This window comes from Komagataeibacter melomenusus (assembly GCF_013155395.1).
Classification (GTDB): Bacteria; Pseudomonadota; Alphaproteobacteria; order Acetobacterales; family Acetobacteraceae; genus Komagataeibacter; species Komagataeibacter melomenusus.
On record NZ_JABJWC010000007.1, the window covers coordinates 88,381 to 103,298 of the forward strand.

21 protein-coding genes are annotated in these 14,918 nt (G+C 59.7%); 4 read left to right on the forward strand and 17 right to left on the reverse strand.

Annotated features, from left to right (window positions below):
* The first annotated feature begins 277 nt into the window (after positions 1-277).
* The 3 genes from HNW77_RS04665 (at position 278) to HNW77_RS04675 (ending at position 1,634) form a co-directional block, all read left to right on the forward strand.
* Positions 278-556: a hypothetical protein gene (locus tag HNW77_RS04665; RefSeq protein WP_078524642.1), complete on the forward strand. Its 279-nt coding sequence runs from the start codon at positions 278-280 to the stop codon at positions 554-556.
* On the forward strand, positions 547-954 hold the full coding sequence (locus HNW77_RS04670; protein ID WP_078524643.1) for an RrF2 family transcriptional regulator: 408 nt from the start codon (positions 547-549) through the stop codon (positions 952-954). The genes HNW77_RS04665 and HNW77_RS04670 overlap by 10 nt, the downstream gene beginning before the upstream one ends.
* Positions 955-1,130: 176 nt before the next feature.
* Positions 1,131-1,634 carry a MucR family transcriptional regulator gene (locus HNW77_RS04675; protein ID WP_078524644.1) on the forward strand — a complete coding sequence of 168 codons (504 nt, stop codon included), beginning with the start codon at positions 1,131-1,133 and terminating at the stop codon, positions 1,632-1,634.
* Between the two features lie 251 nt (positions 1,635-1,885).
* On the opposite strand, the gene HNW77_RS17640 is transcribed toward HNW77_RS04675, so the two are convergent.
* The 3 genes from HNW77_RS17640 to ssb form a co-directional block, all read right to left on the reverse strand.
* The gene (locus HNW77_RS17640) at positions 1,886-2,443 is read right to left on the reverse strand and encodes a hypothetical protein (protein WP_241694296.1); all 558 of its coding nucleotides are present in this window, start codon (positions 2,441-2,443) and stop codon (positions 1,886-1,888) included.
* A gap of 82 nt (positions 2,444-2,525) precedes the next feature.
* Complete coding sequence (locus HNW77_RS04685) at positions 2,526-3,725, reverse strand: DUF3991 and TOPRIM domain-containing protein (protein WP_172155724.1); 1,200 nt, start codon at positions 3,723-3,725, stop codon at positions 2,526-2,528.
* Positions 3,726-4,304: 579 nt separating this feature from the next.
* Entirely contained in the window at positions 4,305-4,775 is a 471-nt protein-coding gene (ssb, locus tag HNW77_RS04690) for a single-stranded DNA-binding protein (RefSeq protein ID WP_172155726.1), read from the reverse strand.
* A 364-nt stretch (positions 4,776-5,139) separates the two neighbouring features.
* Here ssb and HNW77_RS04695 point away from each other — a divergent pair, with 364 nt between their 5' ends.
* Positions 5,140-5,652: a hypothetical protein gene (locus tag HNW77_RS04695; RefSeq protein ID WP_102325765.1), complete on the forward strand. Its 513-nt coding sequence runs from the start codon at positions 5,140-5,142 to the stop codon at positions 5,650-5,652.
* On the opposite strand, the gene HNW77_RS04700 is transcribed toward HNW77_RS04695, so the two are convergent.
* From HNW77_RS04700 to HNW77_RS04765, 14 genes are all read right to left on the reverse strand, one after another.
* A complete protein-coding gene (locus HNW77_RS04700; protein ID WP_102325764.1) occupies positions 5,649-6,155 on the reverse strand; it encodes a hypothetical protein in 507 nt (168 codons plus the stop codon). The two genes, HNW77_RS04695 and HNW77_RS04700, sit on opposite strands and share 4 nt — an antisense overlap.
* Positions 6,152-6,541, reverse strand: coding sequence for a hypothetical protein (locus tag HNW77_RS04705; RefSeq protein ID WP_102325763.1), 390 nt, complete (start codon positions 6,539-6,541; stop codon positions 6,152-6,154). The genes HNW77_RS04700 and HNW77_RS04705 overlap by 4 nt, the downstream gene beginning before the upstream one ends.
* Positions 6,538-6,933 carry a hypothetical protein gene (locus HNW77_RS04710; RefSeq protein WP_102325762.1) on the reverse strand — a complete coding sequence of 132 codons (396 nt, stop codon included), beginning with the start codon at positions 6,931-6,933 and terminating at the stop codon, positions 6,538-6,540. Before HNW77_RS04710 ends, HNW77_RS04705 begins: the two co-directional genes overlap by 4 nt.
* A 45-nt stretch (positions 6,934-6,978) precedes the next feature.
* On the reverse strand, positions 6,979-7,878 hold the full coding sequence (locus HNW77_RS04715) for an ArdC family protein (RefSeq protein ID WP_102325761.1): 900 nt from the start codon (positions 7,876-7,878) through the stop codon (positions 6,979-6,981).
* 72 nt (positions 7,879-7,950) lie between these two features.
* Positions 7,951-8,106 carry a hypothetical protein gene (locus HNW77_RS04720; RefSeq protein ID WP_010512122.1) on the reverse strand — a complete coding sequence of 52 codons (156 nt, stop codon included), beginning with the start codon at positions 8,104-8,106 and terminating at the stop codon, positions 7,951-7,953.
* A gap of 334 nt (positions 8,107-8,440) precedes the next feature.
* Positions 8,441-8,587, reverse strand: a complete 147-nt coding sequence (locus HNW77_RS04725; protein WP_227000938.1) for a hypothetical protein — start codon at positions 8,585-8,587, stop codon at positions 8,441-8,443.
* A gap of 188 nt (positions 8,588-8,775) precedes the next feature.
* Complete coding sequence (locus HNW77_RS04730) at positions 8,776-9,144, reverse strand: DUF6915 family protein (RefSeq protein ID WP_014106772.1); 369 nt, start codon at positions 9,142-9,144, stop codon at positions 8,776-8,778.
* Between the two features lies 1 nt (position 9,145).
* Positions 9,146-9,616, reverse strand: a complete 471-nt coding sequence (locus HNW77_RS04735; RefSeq protein ID WP_014106771.1) for a DUF6878 family protein — start codon at positions 9,614-9,616, stop codon at positions 9,146-9,148.
* Positions 9,617-9,877: 261 nt separating this feature from the next.
* Positions 9,878-10,348: a DUF3085 domain-containing protein gene (locus HNW77_RS04740; RefSeq protein WP_172155728.1), complete on the reverse strand. Its 471-nt coding sequence runs from the start codon at positions 10,346-10,348 to the stop codon at positions 9,878-9,880.
* A 122-nt stretch (positions 10,349-10,470) separates the two neighbouring features.
* On the reverse strand, positions 10,471-10,779 hold the full coding sequence (locus tag HNW77_RS04745) for a DUF5983 family protein (protein ID WP_172155730.1): 309 nt from the start codon (positions 10,777-10,779) through the stop codon (positions 10,471-10,473).
* Between the two features lie 31 nt (positions 10,780-10,810).
* Positions 10,811-11,842, reverse strand: coding sequence for a phosphoadenosine phosphosulfate reductase domain-containing protein (locus tag HNW77_RS04750; protein ID WP_172155732.1), 1,032 nt, complete (start codon positions 11,840-11,842; stop codon positions 10,811-10,813).
* Between the two features lie 157 nt (positions 11,843-11,999).
* Complete coding sequence (locus tag HNW77_RS04755) at positions 12,000-12,413, reverse strand: hypothetical protein (RefSeq protein WP_102325755.1); 414 nt, start codon at positions 12,411-12,413, stop codon at positions 12,000-12,002.
* Positions 12,406-12,744, reverse strand: coding sequence for a hypothetical protein (locus tag HNW77_RS04760; RefSeq protein ID WP_102325754.1), 339 nt, complete (start codon positions 12,742-12,744; stop codon positions 12,406-12,408). Before HNW77_RS04760 ends, HNW77_RS04755 begins: the two co-directional genes overlap by 8 nt.
* Positions 12,745-12,927: 183 nt before the next feature.
* Positions 12,928-14,853 (reverse strand): ParB/RepB/Spo0J family partition protein, encoded by a 1,926-nt coding sequence (locus tag HNW77_RS04765; RefSeq protein WP_102325753.1) that lies wholly within the window; start codon positions 14,851-14,853, stop codon positions 12,928-12,930.
* Positions 14,854-14,918: the final 65 nt, after the last annotated feature.

The window sequence follows — 14,918 nt, forward strand, 5'->3', positions numbered from 1 at the left end:
CCAACCGGGCTGTGATATCCTGAAACAGGCGCGTGATAACGCCTTTTGCACTGAGGCGGCCTCCTTGTCGGGTGGCCTGCCGAATACAACACCCGGACCTGTGTCCAGCGGTGAACGGAGAGATCTGTTCACTGTCGTGGAAATAGGCAGGGCGTGGCTATGCCTCATGCAAACACGTTATCACCCGCCCGACGCCAGGGCGGGCAGGAGGCGCATGCCTGTCATTCGTTCCGACCAGACTGTCGTCGCGGAACGGACGTGAGAAAAGAGCGGATGAATGGCAGTTACAGCAAACACGCAGGCCCATGAGGCCGTGGATCCGAACGTCATGATGGTGGCCTTCCTGCGCGAATACGGGCTGCTTGGCGCCAGGGAACGGGCGCGACACCATGTCGGACGCTGCGTCGAGGCCGGCCTGGCAGATGACGCCGCCTTCTGGATGCGAATCAGCAACCACCTCGAAAACGTGGCCTCCTCAGACTATGGTCCCGGGAGCCTTTGCTCGCCTTCCGGACTGATCAGCCCGACTGACGGGCGACCAGGCTCATGCGCCTGACCCTGCGTACGGAGCACGCCTTTCGCGTGCTGATTGATCTGGCCCGCCACGGACACACGCAAAATCGCATGACGGTCCGGCACATCTCCGAGCGGCACAATATCTCCCACAACCATCTCGTGAAGGTCGTCAACGACTTGTGCCATCATGGTATCCTGGTGGGAACCAGAGGCCGGAACGGCGGCATCAGGCTGGCCCGGCATCCGAAAGACATCAATATCGGGCATATTGTCCGTCTCATGGAAACCGAAAGCGAGGTCATGACCGGTTGCGCGCCACTTTATGGCAGGCCCTGTGTTCTGGCGGATACCTGCCGTCTCCGTCACCTGACCAGAGAGGCGACCGATGCTTTCATGGCCATCCTGAACGGCATGAGCGTACAGGATCTCCTGTCATGATACGACCCCTGCGTCATTCACGACTCCACTGCCTGTCCGTTCTACTGTCCATAGATTGCAGGATAGCTTCCTCATGGCGATGATACCGCTTCAACTCGCTTGAAAATACGCTGAAAACGGGTAGGCCTTCATGCCTTAACAGCGACTGTGAAAAGAAAGACCGCTAGGAGACGACCATGACTGACCACGAGGCACTCTTCTCTGAATCCACGACCCTACGGAATATTACAGTCAGGATTGTTACCGCCTATGCAAGCCGGAACAAGATCTCGGCGGACATCTTGCCAGAACTTATTTCCTCGGTGTTTCAGACTATCAGCCAGCTTGGCCGCAAAGTAAGTGAAACTCCGAATCTTGTCCCAGCCGTACCTGTAAAGAAATCCGTCTTCCCAGATTACATTGTCTGTCTGGAAGACGGGAAAAAGCTGAAAATGCTTAAGCGCCATCTTCGCTCAGCCTACGACATGACGCCCCAGCAGTATCGCGAGAAATGGGGCCTGTCAGAGAACTATCCAATGGTAGCCCCCACCTATGCGGTTCGACGATCTGCCTTGGCACAGGAGATCGGACTGCGACGGGCTATCAAGGCACCCGCAGAAATTTCGGAAGCTTCAGAAATTGACATACCCGTCACGCGCCTTCCAGAGAAGAAACAGGGACGCAGGCCAAAGCTGACCTGATGAACCAGGCCGGTAGAAAGCCGGTAGAAACATGATACGAATATGGATCATCACGCTCGCAGCGGGGGCGTCACGATAGACAAAGCAACACGACAGTCCCTCGTTCGGGTGCATGTCGGGGTGGAACGCCAGCGATCGTTTTTTTGTCTCGCCTGTGCCACGTCCTACCAGTGCCATCGCGACACACCGCTGTTCTGGCGTCCGACTGTCAAGGACTGGCGCAAGCGCGCGCGGAACGGGAAGATCGCCGGTCATAGCTCTTCCAGCCCTTCCGCCACGCAACCCGGGGAGGTGGTGATCTTACCGGTCGAGAGCAGGATCGTCGCCGGATAGGAAAGATCCCAGTTCCCAAGCCGGCCTTCCCAGCGTCCATCGATAACCAAGCCGACAGGATAGCCCGGCCGCTCGTAGAGGCGGACTGCACTTTGCGGTATCGGGGGATCGTCTTCTGCCCGCGCCAAACGCTGACGCAGGTGGCGGTTCCAGATGGTCTGGGCCAGGGGCGACCGCGCGAACGTCCACGAAAGGTCTGCCTTCATCGCCAGACGCGCGATCCCCCGATCCGCATAGTCTGAAACAGATCCCATGACCCTCTCCTGTGTGAGATGATCCTGCGCGCAGGACCGTTCGGCGCCCACCTCTGTGGCACGCCAGGCGTAAATGACGATCATCCCGTGATCGTCGGCGAAGGAGGCGATGCGGCCTGCCAAGCCCTGGCCTCGAGCCATCGAGGCCGCGCGTTGCCCCGCAATCGAAGCGCCACGTAATTCCACATATCCGTCGCCACCCTGGCATAGGCGTTCGGGCATGCGCGCAGGCCTGCATATATCTGGACAAAGCCTGCAGCCCGCGATGCCGTCTGCCCGGTGAGCCGAAAGGATTCACGCTGGCTCACAAGGACATCCCCGGCGATGAACCTGAACGTGGCCCGGCGGGCTTGCCCACAGGTTCAGACGAAGCAGGCAATGATGAGGCCGAAATCCGTGGCCCCCGCTGCGTGCCGTGCGCCTCGGCCTGACCCAGCCATGACGGGGAAACCGTCTCCGGCTGCGCTTTCGCCCCTGAACCCAGGACTTCGGACAGGCGGCACAAGGGCGCAACGGGAACAGAACCTGCCTGCATTCCTTCCCTGCGGGTCCTCAGGACCGCATTCCAATCCTCTCCCGGCCCTTTCGGAGATATCCGTCCTGACCAGAGACCGACGTCCCGTGCCATCGCAGCGAATTTCCCGGCATAACGATCCCCCTGCAGGTCATTATCAACGGCAACAACCAGTCGCGCTTCAGGCTGGGCGGCGACCTGCATCATGACCCGTTTCAGGTTCGCTTCGCTCTCTGGGCTCATGCCGCCACCCGTCGAGGTATAGAGCGTTCCTTTCTGGAAGCGATCGAGTGCTGCAAAGGATAATGCATCAATGGCCGCCTCGGTGACGACAAGGCGCGTCACGGGCGCTTCTCCCCCGTCAGCCCGGAAACCGAAGAGACGCTTGCCAACCCCGCCCGTCGAAAACCCCTTGTAATCCGGCCCCCGCATTTCCATGCCGGTGAACTGCCCGTCCACATCCCGGTGGCCAAACCAGGCGGTTCCGTGCGGGCCTTCCTTCAGCGCGCCCTGCTGTCCGGCAATCGCGACAATATGGTCGGGCAACCCACGGATCTCCGTCAGATAGCGCCATGCAGCCGTGCCCTGCCCGGGTGCGGTGCGACGGTTCCACAGTTCAGCGGGATCGCGCCGCGGTCTGTCACCCGCTCCCTTCGTACGCTCGACAACTTCGAGCGTCGGGCTCCTGCCGATCAGGGCGCGAAGTTCCTGCCTGACATGACCGAGGTTCTTCGAGGGATCGAGATACTGGACAAGCTTGAATACATCGCCCTTACCGTCGCCCTTGGGATCCCACCAGCCCTTGCCATCGTGATTGACAATAATGGCCTCACTGTCACGGCGAAATTTCAGGTTACGGGCGGAACGCTGCGCGGTGGCCTGCCGATCCAGCCGGAACCCGGCTTTTTCCAGCACAACGGCGCAGTTTACAGCATTGCGAAGCTCATCAAGTTCTCTTTTCTGTGCTTCTGGGGAAGACGTGTAAGCCATGAAAGACACTCCTTCACGAACAGCATAGGTTGTGTTTCAGACCGCTCCCGTATTTACAGTGAGTATTTGAGATGATCGTGCGGAAACACACGACGACCTCTGTATGGTTCGTCGAGATATTGCGTCCTGATGATCCGCGTTGAGGGTTTTATTCTGCGTGAACTGCAAAAGAATATAGGACGCACGAATGGCCGCAGTTTACGCGCGGCAGCAAACGGCATATGCCCGCGCCACTGCGCACGCATTACCGGAACCATGGATGAGCGGGCACTCACGACGCCAGATACTCCCTGTGGAGGATCCCGTCTGCGCCCACATCATGCGACTGACGAAAAAATAAGGTTCACGAACCCGCCTGAAGGCCGATGGAGAAACAGGAGAGACACAGTTCATCCCCGATGTGGACGGACGACCGGCGTTCCGGTGTCGGCCGACAGGCTTTCCCGATCGCCCGCGCCATCAGGCCTGTCAGTCCTCACAAGTATTCATGACGGGAACTGGCGCGGCAGAAACCGCACTTTCTTCTCCCTGAACGGGCATAATACTCCGGGTCGTTGACGACCCGGAACACCACGCTGCCTAAAACGGGATTTCGTCGTCCACTTCCTGCGCGCTGGAAGTTGCGGCAGGAACGGGGCGCTGTGCAGCGCTCCGCGAGGGACGCTCTTCATCAAAACGTCCATCGCCCGTGCTTCGACCATTGGCCAGCACCTTCAGGTTTCCATTAAACCGATCAATGATGATCTCGGTCACATAACGGTCCTGTCCCTGCTGGTCGGTCCACTTGCGTGTCTCGAGATGGCCTTCGACATAGACCAGCGTTCCCTTCTGGCACCGACGTTCGATCACGGCTGAAAGGTGATCGTTGAAAGAGACGACACGGTGCCACTGGGTTTTTTCCCGGCGCTCACCGCTGGCGCGATCGGTCCAGGTTTCGCTTGTCGCGACGCCGAAGGATGCGATTTTGCCCTCCCCTTCCCTACGTGCGGCGAGATCCGGATCCCGGCCCAGGTGACCGATGATGATGGCGCGATTGACTGACTGGCTCATGGTCTTGTTCCTTTTTTCCTTCCTGGTCGTCTCCGGCCCCTGCCGGATCTCTGACCTGGTGCGGTCGCGCGGAAGCGGGCCTCAGGCGGCGGGCGCAACCTCTCGGGGCGGCAGTGGTGCGGAAGCCGCGCATGCGGCTTCACGGTGCCGTCCCGACCGCAGGCCTGGGGGTTGCGCCCGACGACGACCGCTTCAGACCGCAAAAACCAGGTCGGAGACCCGGCAGGGGCCGAGGTCATGCTTTTGCCTTTTGGATTTTTATTTCTGTTTTATTTTTCTATTTCGCTCATAATTGTGTCATTTATTCTTGTACAATTATGATAGTCGTCCTAGAATTTCCCTGTCTCTACATTGGGAGTTCATCATGGCGGTGATTACTGCGTCGGAAGGACGCATCACCCTGAAGGCCGACTTTCATCCCGAACTGGCAATCCAGGCCCAGCGTTACAGGGGACGTTTTCTTGGCAAGGAAATCGGCTGGTCCTTCCTCCCCGAACATGAGCCGGCGATCCGCCAGCTCTGCCAGACCCTGTATGGTGTGGATGGCACGCCATCTGTATGGAATGACTGCTGCACCGTGCAGGTCGAAGTCGACGAGCAGGATGTCCGGGCACCGCTGTGGCGCCAGTTCAACGCCGATATTTACCTCGGTGGCCGTCACGTTGTCGGCGTTTTTGGTCCACGGCAGGCAGTTCGCACCGGCAGGGGCATAAAATTCCTGCGCGGCCAGCCGCATTGCGCCACCCGGATCGGTGCCTACCACATGGAGGTACCCACCGGCAGCGTTCTGGAAATCCGGAAATATCCGCGTGCCGCACTGGCGTTCCTGGGCAGGTGCCTCGACGGGCATGGCTCCTGGCGCATAGCCCAGGGCTAGAGCAGCCCGAGTTGCACGGTGGGCACGGGTGCATCCGCTGCCGTCGCTGTTCCGCCATGCTTTGCCTGCAGACGGCCCAGCTCCGCTTTCTCGCGCGCAACCTGTTCCTCGCGGGCACGGGTCGTCCATGCCTCGACCAGCAGGTTTTCCCGAACGCGCAGCCTGATTTCCTTCTCTATATCCGACCAGACAAAAGTCGGGTCGCCCCAGCAGGGATATCGTGCAACCTGATCGAGGAAATCGCGCCGTGTGGCAGCATTGTCGAACCATGTCTGCGCGAAGCCGGTCCGATTATAATGCGCGATAAATCCGAACATATTGCTCAGCCGGTTATACAGGGCCGGGGTAAATTTTTCTGCAGGCATTCCGAGTGCGATGAACCGCAGGATCGCATTACCAAGCTTTGCCTTTTGCTGGGCCGTCGCCCATTGGGTGGATTTCAGGAGAGCCGGGTCGAAAGGCGGGATCCGAAGCCGCTCGCACAGGATCGGCCCCGCCGTCATGACACCTGGCTCCGGCATCGATGGCCGTTATGAAAGCGGCTCACATCCGGCAGATCCGGATAATGCCCCTCGCCCAGGCCCTCTTCACTCATCCTTTCCAGATAGCGCACTGCCACGGTCACACGGCGGGCATTGGCGAGGCTGCGCAATACGACCAGATCCGAGCGGCCTCGCATATAACGGTCTTCCCAGAGACCCGTGACGGGGTTCAGCGCAGCCGCCCCCATCGTGCCGTTCAGAAAGCATTCCACGATCCACGGCCGGGTCCGATAGGGACGCCCCGAAACAGGAGCCGGAAGACGGAAGATGGTTCCGCTGGCGATGGTCCCGACCCGAAGCGGGTTATTACCGCCCTGGAATGGAGACGTATAATACTGGCGGATCATGCCACGTCTCCTTTACAGGACGCCATGTTTCCGGTTTCGGCTGCGGATCGTCCATGCAGGATCCGCGCGCCATCAGCGTCGTTATCGACCATGAGAACCCATCTGTCGGTCCCCAGGGCGCCAGTGCGGTAAGCCGCATCAAAGCCACGTGGCTTACGATCGCCCCGACGGATATGCACACTGATGGAAAACGAGCGCCCGGGATGCGCGCCGGCGGTCCTCTCACCGTAAAGCGTTACGGCAGTCGAGATTTCCGTGAGCGTCCGGGCTTCTGTCATCCCCCGTGCACCAAGGTGTTCCATCGGCAGCGCCTTAAGGATGGCGCAGCCGTCGGAACGGATGCGCACGGCGGGAGTGGCAATCAGGGCAAAGACAGGCATGATGAACTCCATCACTCAGCGCGCCCTCGCGGGCGCACAGGTTTTCAGGGTTGGGTTTCAGGCGGCAGACGCCACGTCCTCGACGGATGGCTGACGTGTCGATGAGCTGAAAATGTATTGGGCCGCGGCTGAAGCAGCACTCGCTGCGGTGAAAATGGCGCGCTTGTCAGCCTTCAGCAGTTCCAGCCAGTTCCCGATGTAATCAGCATGGCGGACCGTCGGCTCGATCTGCAGTTCCGCGCATACGAAAGCTGATGTCATCTCTGCAACCAGTTCCTCGGCCGCGTAGGCATGGTCCCCAAACCGCCTGCCAAAGGTGCGCGCCAGTCGGCTTTCGGCCCCGGTCCAATGCCCGATCTCGTGAAAGACGGTTCGGTACCAGTCGATCTGGTTGAAATAGGACTGCTGGGGCGGAACCCGGATGAAGTCCGCATCCGGGGCATAAAATGCCTTGTCACCACCGATGCGAATGTCCGCCCCGGTTTCGGTCATCAGCGCTTCCGCGTGCGGCACGATTTCGCGTTCCGGCAACGGCGCGGTCGGCGCGACCATGCTCTCCGGCAGGTTCTCGCACTGGTCAACATTGAACACCGTAAACCGCTTTAGAAACGGGATCTGGCGTGGCTCGTCGGAACCTGCTTCCGATTTTGGCGTGAAACGGTCGGCATAAAATACCGTCGTTCCCTTCTCGCCTTTCCTGACATTGCCGCCCTGCGCATGCGCCTGGCGGAACGTCAGCCATTTCTGGGTACAAAACCCCTGCATCTCTACCGAACCCCACAGCATCAGGATGTTGATCCCGGAATAGGCCCGGTCGGTCGCGACATTACGCGGCAGGGAAATGCCGCATTTCGTGCGGCTCCACGGGCAGACCCATGGCACGGTTCCCGCTTCAAGTTCGCGGATGATGCGGTCAGTGACGCACTGGTGGATGTCGGTACGTTCAGTTCTGGCCATGATCAGTCTCCAGAAAGTGCAGACGCCGCCCCGAAGGGCGGCGCGGATGGGCAGCGGATGGCGAGGGTGGTGTCACCTGAGATCGATGATGCCCGTGCACGGATCGAGGAAGACATCGGGCAGCAGGAGGAAAGTGACCATGGAGGCCGTCCAGAGAAGCACGATGGCGACGAATTTGGCGATTTCGACGGCGGGGCGGGACGGCGGCGCAATGCGGTTCTGTGCCATTTCCAGATCCTTTTTTCGGGAGTTTCGACCCCTTCCGGCGACCGCAGGGCAGACTGGCGGGCAAGGGCGCCGCACGGCGGCGGCACCGGAGCCGCGCACAGATGGCGCAGCCATCGCGCACGGCGAGGAGCCACCCCTTGCGCGACAGGCTGGACTGTGGTGCCGATCCTCCCTATATTTGTTTTTTATTTATTATAATTATTTTATATTATCTTGATTTATACACACATCTCGGAGCATTGTTAAAAAATACTATATTTTATATTTGTAAAAGTTTCTGTTTCTCTGCCTGCAAACACGGTTCACATGCATGTCCTAATGGACCCTCTCAAAGCTACGCCGTATATTCATTGATGCGAATGGCGTCATCGACGGCGTCATCGGAAGATTTGTAATCCCATGCTGTTTCGAGAGAGCGATACAACCATCGTGCAAGATCACGCATGACATCAGAGAGTATCTGCGCGGCGTCTTCTGTCATTTCGAAACCGGTCTGACTTTTACGTATCACAGTGACGATCATTGTAAATTCGTGATAATAGGGCCCGGTGTGGCTAATCCGGGCGATTAGCTGGTAGAAATTCCGTCTCTGGATCTGCGCCAGGGTGTCATCAATCGCGTGGAGTTGCGTACGGGCTACGTCACGGCCAGTATTCCAGAAGTCTTCTGTTATTCTGAAAGTTTGCCATAAGCGGGATCGAGGCTTCGATGAATGGGCTGCGCCCGTCCCATCCAGGGCTGGGGGCGGATTTCCTTCAGCCAATCAACGAAACTCGGAATAAACCCAAAGTCCTCGCGCATATGCTGCTCGGCGATCAGCCGCACCGGGACAACCCGCCCGGTGGAAATTGTCAGCACAACGCCAAAAAGTCTCTCAGCGAGGAAGATTCCTTCCGCGTGATGTCTTAGCGCACGATGCCGAAAATCGGCCGAAATCAATTTTGATTCGTCGAACCAGGCATGGATAGGCAGGAAGTCATCAGCCGTACCTCCCCACTGCCGCACCGACGAGAGAGCATGATAATAACTATGCGCCATTTCAGGCCTCCTCTGTCCAGCTATGCTCGGAATATTCAGTGGACATATATCGTCCGTTAAATTCGAGCGTCAGCGTTCTGTTGGCCACGTCAAACCTGAAGTCGCCAAAAGCACCCTCATTGTTTTCCCAACCACCGTTGGTCTCGGCCAGTGCGGCGTAACAGACCTGTTCGATGACATCCCGCAGGGGAGTACGTTCCGAGACAATCTCGCAATCAGTCCACCTCGCCGTCACCGCATCGACAAGGACGTCGAGCCGTGAATCCTCCCCTTCAGGCACAACAGCAATCTCCTCGATCTGGCCGCTATCTCCTTCACCGTCAAACGACACTGTAACGGCTGTAATCCTGGATACCGAAAGCGTTTCAAAGATGATCCTGCGATTTTGCGCTGAAGCTTCATTGCATGCTCTTTCATGGCGAAGTAACCGCTCTGCATGCTCCGCAAAGCTTCGTTCGAAGTTCTCAGTCATGGCGAGTTCCCTCAGTTGCTCAGGCACGGGCACATACCCGCACTCGTTATCGGAAATGAAGCGGGCCGGACGTTGAAAACCATGTCGTAAGCAGAATAATGACAGGTAACACCTTACTATAGGATTGTTAATTATGGCGTTTCCGATCATACGTACCATGATTTCTATTATTTTTTACGCCCAGACCTCGCCCGTTACCTACATTTTTTCTTACGTTAATAAAGAATAGTCCTCTCGATATCCGCCATATGCTTGTTCGCATCAGGGTGTTTTCGGGGATGCCAGATAGGGACAACTGATCCGCGCAGGCGTGACATCAATCCACAAACGACTGCCCGCAGTCGCCTCCAGTGCCTTGCTGATGGTGTCAGCGGAAAGAAATTCCGCGCCATCGTCACCGCCAAACGATGCGCGTTTGACATCGTACCAGTCGTCAGGACATGTGCGCGGGTCCGCTTCGACAGCATAGGCGACAAGGCTCGCCTGCCCCTCAGCGTCACTGAAGCCCGGATAACCATTCGACATCAGGTACACCCCATTATCGCCAACCAGCATGAGGCCTGCCGGTATCTTGGTACGGTCGATATCCGCACCGGTCGGATGGCGTGACGACACGCCAGCCTTGAGAAAGGCCGGGTCAACAAGCTGATCATCGGTAGGGGAATGTTCGTTCGCGGCTTGCGCATGAGCGAGAAGACGCGCCACCAGGGCGTGGTCAAAATGAAGTTTCATTGCAGTATTCCTTTGTGTAATCCCCTTGCGAGGACACAAAAAAAGGCGGGACACCGAAGTATCTCGCCTTAAGAAATAAGAACCGGCGCCTCTGGACCTAGGCCCCCCAATACGGTCGCCGATCATTCATCTTCATCGTCATCAAAGAAACGAAGCGCGGCATCGACCGGGCCGTCCGCATCAAACAGGACGTAATCACAGTCGTGATTCCGGGCCAGGGCAAGAATAGCCCGCAGTGACCGCGACCCCGGCCAATCATGGGAGTATGGATCCAGCGGGACATGGACAAACCATCCGTGCGGGCCGGACAGGCAGGTCAGCCCAAGGGAGCCACCTGACCTTGCATATCTCTCAAGGTGTCCACGGTCCGACAGGGGGAGGTGGCCGGTGCTCAGGTCGAGGAATTTCCGGATCTGGAAAGGCGCTAACATCGGGTTTCTCCCTGCTTAAGGATGAGGCGGGTCAGACCGGCCCGGCGCTCTCGCCGAATGCGCCAGCGGGCAGGACCCATTGTTCGAGGGATGTGAGGACACGGCCACGCCAGCGGTGGCAGAGCGCGCGGCGCACCAGATCCGGATGCTGGCGCACGGGGCCGTAAACCGTGCCGCCATTGGCCAGCGTGCCGAGGTCCCGGTCGCGTCGAATGGTGCAGCCAAATGCGCGTTCCCACTCACACAGCCGGGCGAACCGATCCGGGTCCATGTGCCGCAGCGTTGCAGCCTGATCGGCAGACATGAATACGCATGTCAGGCAGGACAGGCGGCCAAACCCGAGCTGATAGGGAAGCGGCGGAATCACGCCATGCCGACGCAGGATCTGCCAGACAGCCGCTTCACTCCAGGCATGTACCGGCCGCCAGTGATCGATATGCCGTCGGATCCGACCATCACGACAGTCTGCCCGGTGCCGCTCAAAGACAGCGTAACGGGCACGGTTCGCGGACTCCGCCGCGCGTTCTCCGGTTACAAACAGGGTCCGGGCATGACTGAAGCGCGCCTGGTTCCGCAGGGCACCATCCGCAACCATGATCTTGGCGTATGGGGAACACCAGCGGACCGACAGATTCGCCGAAACCTGCGGGAAGCGGCGGCGTGTATTGGGCGGGCCCTTGCCACCAACAGTGACCCGCCCTGTCGGCGTATCGAACCAGACCGGTGCGGTCGGCGTATTCTCGCGCAGCATTTCCCGCACGATCCCGCCCTGGCGGGCGGAGAAATACAGCCTGACGCCAAGGGCTGCAGCCAGATGCCGCCCGTAACCGGGCACATGCGGCCAATCAAAAACGTCCCCGTCATCGTCCACAAGATGGTGCCACCACTCGATGCGCTGCGGCGCCACGCCCTTTTCGAGCAGGTGCAGCGTACTGGCGAGGGAATCCTTGCCAAAGGAACAGGCGATGATGACGTGATCATAACCCGCCAGATCAGGTATCTCTCCGGGCTCCGGCACGACAGTTCCCTGGCGGGATGACAGGCTTGCGGTCACCATGGACATTCTCCTTGTCTGAATGTCTTCTGGCGGTCCGAAGGGGTATCGCGGGTCAAACGCGGCGCGTGCGCCGGCATCGCAGGCCCGCGGAGCGGGACAAGAGCCACCGTTTGAGGCGCGATGGCCTTTCGGGCATATTTTTTCCTGTGTCTTCCTGCTTTTCCTATGCGTCCGCGTTCAGGTATTCGTGCAGATACCGGCGCAGCACCACGCAGGCTGCATGGGTGTCCCGCTCACCGTCATCCGCAAGGACACGATCCATCACTCTGGCGAGAACGGCGGCTGCCTCTCGGCCCGGGCTGAAAACAAGGGAAAACCCAAACTGTCCCTGCAGCACGCCGGTTCCCGCATCGTGGACCATGGCCACGATCTCGCCATGGACGACTTCCTCGACCTCAAGGTCCACTTCCTGACCGTCAGGCAGAATGGTGGTCCGGATCCCGTCAGAGTCCACACTGTCGGGGACCGCATCGAGGACGATCCGCGCAGCCGCCTCGGCGTCCGTCGCCGTGACCCTGAAATCGCCGGCATCCGCTTCAAACAGGCGCTCAGCCAGTGTGACACGAAAATCAGGCATTGCCGTCCTCCCTTACCAGGACAAATTCGCTCAATGTCGTGGCTTCCCGCCATGGGCAGTGCCACACCATCACGTCCTTTCCGCAGATTCCGGCGACAGAGCCACGCTCTCTCAGCCGGGCCAGCTCGGCCGACGTGACCCTGGGAACCGCCGTGAAAGCGGAAAATTCGACTACTGCCGCCTCCACGCTCTCATAGGGTCCCCGCCATCGGCGGGCCGCGGGCGGGTAGATTTCAGGCGTCCGGATCAGAACCCCACCATCCGGGTGGAAACCCAGTTCAACCACATACCTGCCGATCAGACGCTTTTCCGTCATGTATTCATGGGTCATCACGGTTCTCCTTTGCCGACGCAGGTGAACGCGTAACCTGACGTTCCGGATAAGCCTGGTTGGGGCGCATCGCAGAATTTCCCGGTTGACGTCCTGCCTGAAGCCGTTGCTGGCTCACCGCCCGACGTCGCCATTGGGGGCGACGGGCCGTGAGCCAGAGCCTTACGGCGGTAACAGCCTCGCTCAGCTGAAGCCTACAAACTCAACATGCGTCCTGAGGAATTCTTCATGTGTCTGCGATGGCGGAGCCAGACTTTCGGCCCTACCATGCGGCACGTCATCCCCCTGATCTGCCGCCTGGTCTGTGGGCGTGTCAGTCACTTCATCGAGCTCAATGCCCGTCGCGGCAGGATCATCGGTTCCCGGGCCATCCGCCGGCGCACCAGCATCCGCGTCGTCTTCCGGGTCGATATCGTCGTCATGCGGCAGGTCTCCATCACCGTCATCCGCTCCGGATGGCGGAGCGAGCGCTTCCGCGAAGGTGGCGTTCAGCGTTGCGACATCGACCTGGAAACGTGCTGCAGGATGCACCCAGATCCCCTGCCCGACATGGTCCATCAGGGCGCGGCGCATTTCCTTGCCGGTATTGCGCGGCAGGATGCCTTCCGCCTTTATGGCCTTCGTGATGCCGGGCTTGCTGAGCGTTTTCAGGAAGTCTTCATCCGCCATGGCGGGCAGATGGTCGTCCGCTTTCACGATATGGCCGACCAGGACACCCCAGTCGCCGCTATTCGTCGCGTTCTTTTCGCAGGACAGCACGGCTTTCAGCACGTCGACAGCAGCGCCACGCAGGACCGCCTCGTCCAGCGCCATCTCGCCATCCTGGAACAGTCCGGCGGCAGCCACGAGCCGCCGTGACGGACGGCGCTGCGGGTAGTGCGCGTTGGAATCCCCATCCACCCGGACATTCTGCGCGTTGAGGGCCGCGATCATCAGTCCGAGCAGGATCCATGGATCGGCAGAGCCCCGCATGCCATCCAATGCGGCATGCAGCGCCTGGGTGCGGAAACTGCCGATCATGTCAAAACCGCGCCCCGAGATATCGGGCCGTTCCCGTGGCCCTTCGGGCAGGGCTTCAATGACGGCGGACGGCGTCACGCGGCCTGCCGCCTCGCTGCCCGGCAGGACACACCAGCCCTCGCGAACCTTCAGGCGATGATCGAGCCAGAAGAATTTCGTGGCGCCCTCGCGCTGCCAGTAGATCCGCACCATGCCGGGTTCGAAAACCGGCTCGCCGTTCTCGTCGCTCTGGAGGATCAGTGCGTCTTCAGGCGTGTTCTGACCCAGCCACTGGCGCTGCGCCTTCTCGTAGGCGAAACCGTCATCGGTATAACGGCCGTCCTTCCCGGCTTCACCGAACAGATCTTCCTGCCAGGCAATCCGGCAGCTTTTTGCAATGGCGTCATCAAACGAGGCCTCGATTGCATAAAAACGGTCCTGCCGCAGGGCTGACGCAATCCGGTCCCAATCGGGGATGGCAGCACCGGGTTCCCAATTTCCGTCGGGCAGTTGCGCGCCCTCATCTTCGCAGGCTTCGACATCCTCGGGCGGCGACGAGCCAACCGGAAACCCGAAATGGCCCCAGACCTGTTCCTGCAGCGCGGTTGACGCAAGGGCGATGCTCGCCAGTTCACGATTGTCGGGACCTTTGCCCGCCTCGATCCACGCCAGAATCTCGGGCAGGATGGCAGACAGGCGACCGATCTGCTTCAGCTGCACCGGTGTGAGCATCAGCGCCTTGCAGATCGCGGTATCATTCCACTTTTTTTCCTCCCGGAGCCTGGCAACGACCCGCCACTGTTCAACCTGGGTCATGGGCTGACGGATCATGTTCTCCGATGCGGCACGCATCCGGTCCAGTTCCGCATCGTCACCTGCCACCGTCACCTGAATGGTTTTCAGGCCGGCCTTGACCGCGGCACGCCGGCGGCGATGCCCCGCAACGATCATCAGGCCGTCAGGAGTTTCGCGGACCAGAGGCGGGTGGATGATCCCGACGGCCTTGACGTTCAGCGCCAGCTGGCGCTCTTCCGCCTCGTTGGGCGCGGATTTCCGCGGGTTTTCGGGGTTGTCGAGTAGGGTTTTCGGATCAACTTCGCGCAGTTCCATGGTTTTTACTCCGTGTTCTCAGGACGCCTTTCCTGATGCACCCCGGTGGCCAGCACCGGGCTGGC

Coding starts and splice junctions, on each gene's coding strand:
- HNW77_RS04745 (WP_172155730.1), bottom strand. CDS start 10,779: ATGTTAGCGCCTTTCCAGATCCGGAAATTCCTCGACCTGAGCACCGGC.
- HNW77_RS04705 (WP_102325763.1), bottom strand. CDS start 6,541: ATGATCCGCCAGTATTATACGTCTCCATTCCAGGGCGGTAATAACCCG.
- HNW77_RS04755 (WP_102325755.1), bottom strand. CDS start 12,413: ATGCCTGATTTTCGTGTCACACTGGCTGAGCGCCTGTTTGAAGCGGAT.
- ssb (WP_172155726.1), bottom strand. CDS start 4,775: ATGAGCCAGTCAGTCAATCGCGCCATCATCATCGGTCACCTGGGCCGG.
- HNW77_RS04700 (WP_102325764.1), bottom strand. CDS start 6,155: ATGACGGCGGGGCCGATCCTGTGCGAGCGGCTTCGGATCCCGCCTTTC.
- HNW77_RS04740 (WP_172155728.1), bottom strand. CDS start 10,348: ATGAAACTTCATTTTGACCACGCCCTGGTGGCGCGTCTTCTCGCTCAT.
- HNW77_RS04765 (WP_102325753.1), bottom strand. CDS start 14,853: ATGGAACTGCGCGAAGTTGATCCGAAAACCCTACTCGACAACCCCGAA.
- HNW77_RS04730 (WP_014106772.1), bottom strand. CDS start 9,144: ATGGCGCATAGTTATTATCATGCTCTCTCGTCGGTGCGGCAGTGGGGA.
- HNW77_RS04715 (WP_102325761.1), bottom strand. CDS start 7,878: ATGGCCAGAACTGAACGTACCGACATCCACCAGTGCGTCACTGACCGC.
- HNW77_RS04685 (WP_172155724.1), bottom strand. CDS start 3,725: ATGGCTTACACGTCTTCCCCAGAAGCACAGAAAAGAGAACTTGATGAG.
- HNW77_RS04735 (WP_014106771.1), bottom strand. CDS start 9,616: ATGACTGAGAACTTCGAACGAAGCTTTGCGGAGCATGCAGAGCGGTTA.
- HNW77_RS04675 (WP_078524644.1), top strand. CDS start 1,131: ATGACTGACCACGAGGCACTCTTCTCTGAATCCACGACCCTACGGAAT.
- HNW77_RS04710 (WP_102325762.1), bottom strand. CDS start 6,933: ATGGAGTTCATCATGCCTGTCTTTGCCCTGATTGCCACTCCCGCCGTG.
- HNW77_RS04670 (WP_078524643.1), top strand. CDS start 547: ATGCGCCTGACCCTGCGTACGGAGCACGCCTTTCGCGTGCTGATTGAT.
- HNW77_RS04725 (WP_227000938.1), bottom strand. CDS start 8,587: ATGACAGAAGACGCCGCGCAGATACTCTCTGATGTCATGCGTGATCTT.
- HNW77_RS17640 (WP_241694296.1), bottom strand. CDS start 2,443: ATGCCCGAACGCCTATGCCAGGGTGGCGACGGATATGTGGAATTACGT.
- HNW77_RS04720 (WP_010512122.1), bottom strand. CDS start 8,106: ATGGCACAGAACCGCATTGCGCCGCCGTCCCGCCCCGCCGTCGAAATC.
- HNW77_RS04750 (WP_172155732.1), bottom strand. CDS start 11,842: ATGTCCATGGTGACCGCAAGCCTGTCATCCCGCCAGGGAACTGTCGTG.
- HNW77_RS04760 (WP_102325754.1), bottom strand. CDS start 12,744: ATGACCCATGAATACATGACGGAAAAGCGTCTGATCGGCAGGTATGTG.
- HNW77_RS04665 (WP_078524642.1), top strand. CDS start 278: ATGGCAGTTACAGCAAACACGCAGGCCCATGAGGCCGTGGATCCGAAC.
- HNW77_RS04695 (WP_102325765.1), top strand. CDS start 5,140: ATGGCGGTGATTACTGCGTCGGAAGGACGCATCACCCTGAAGGCCGAC.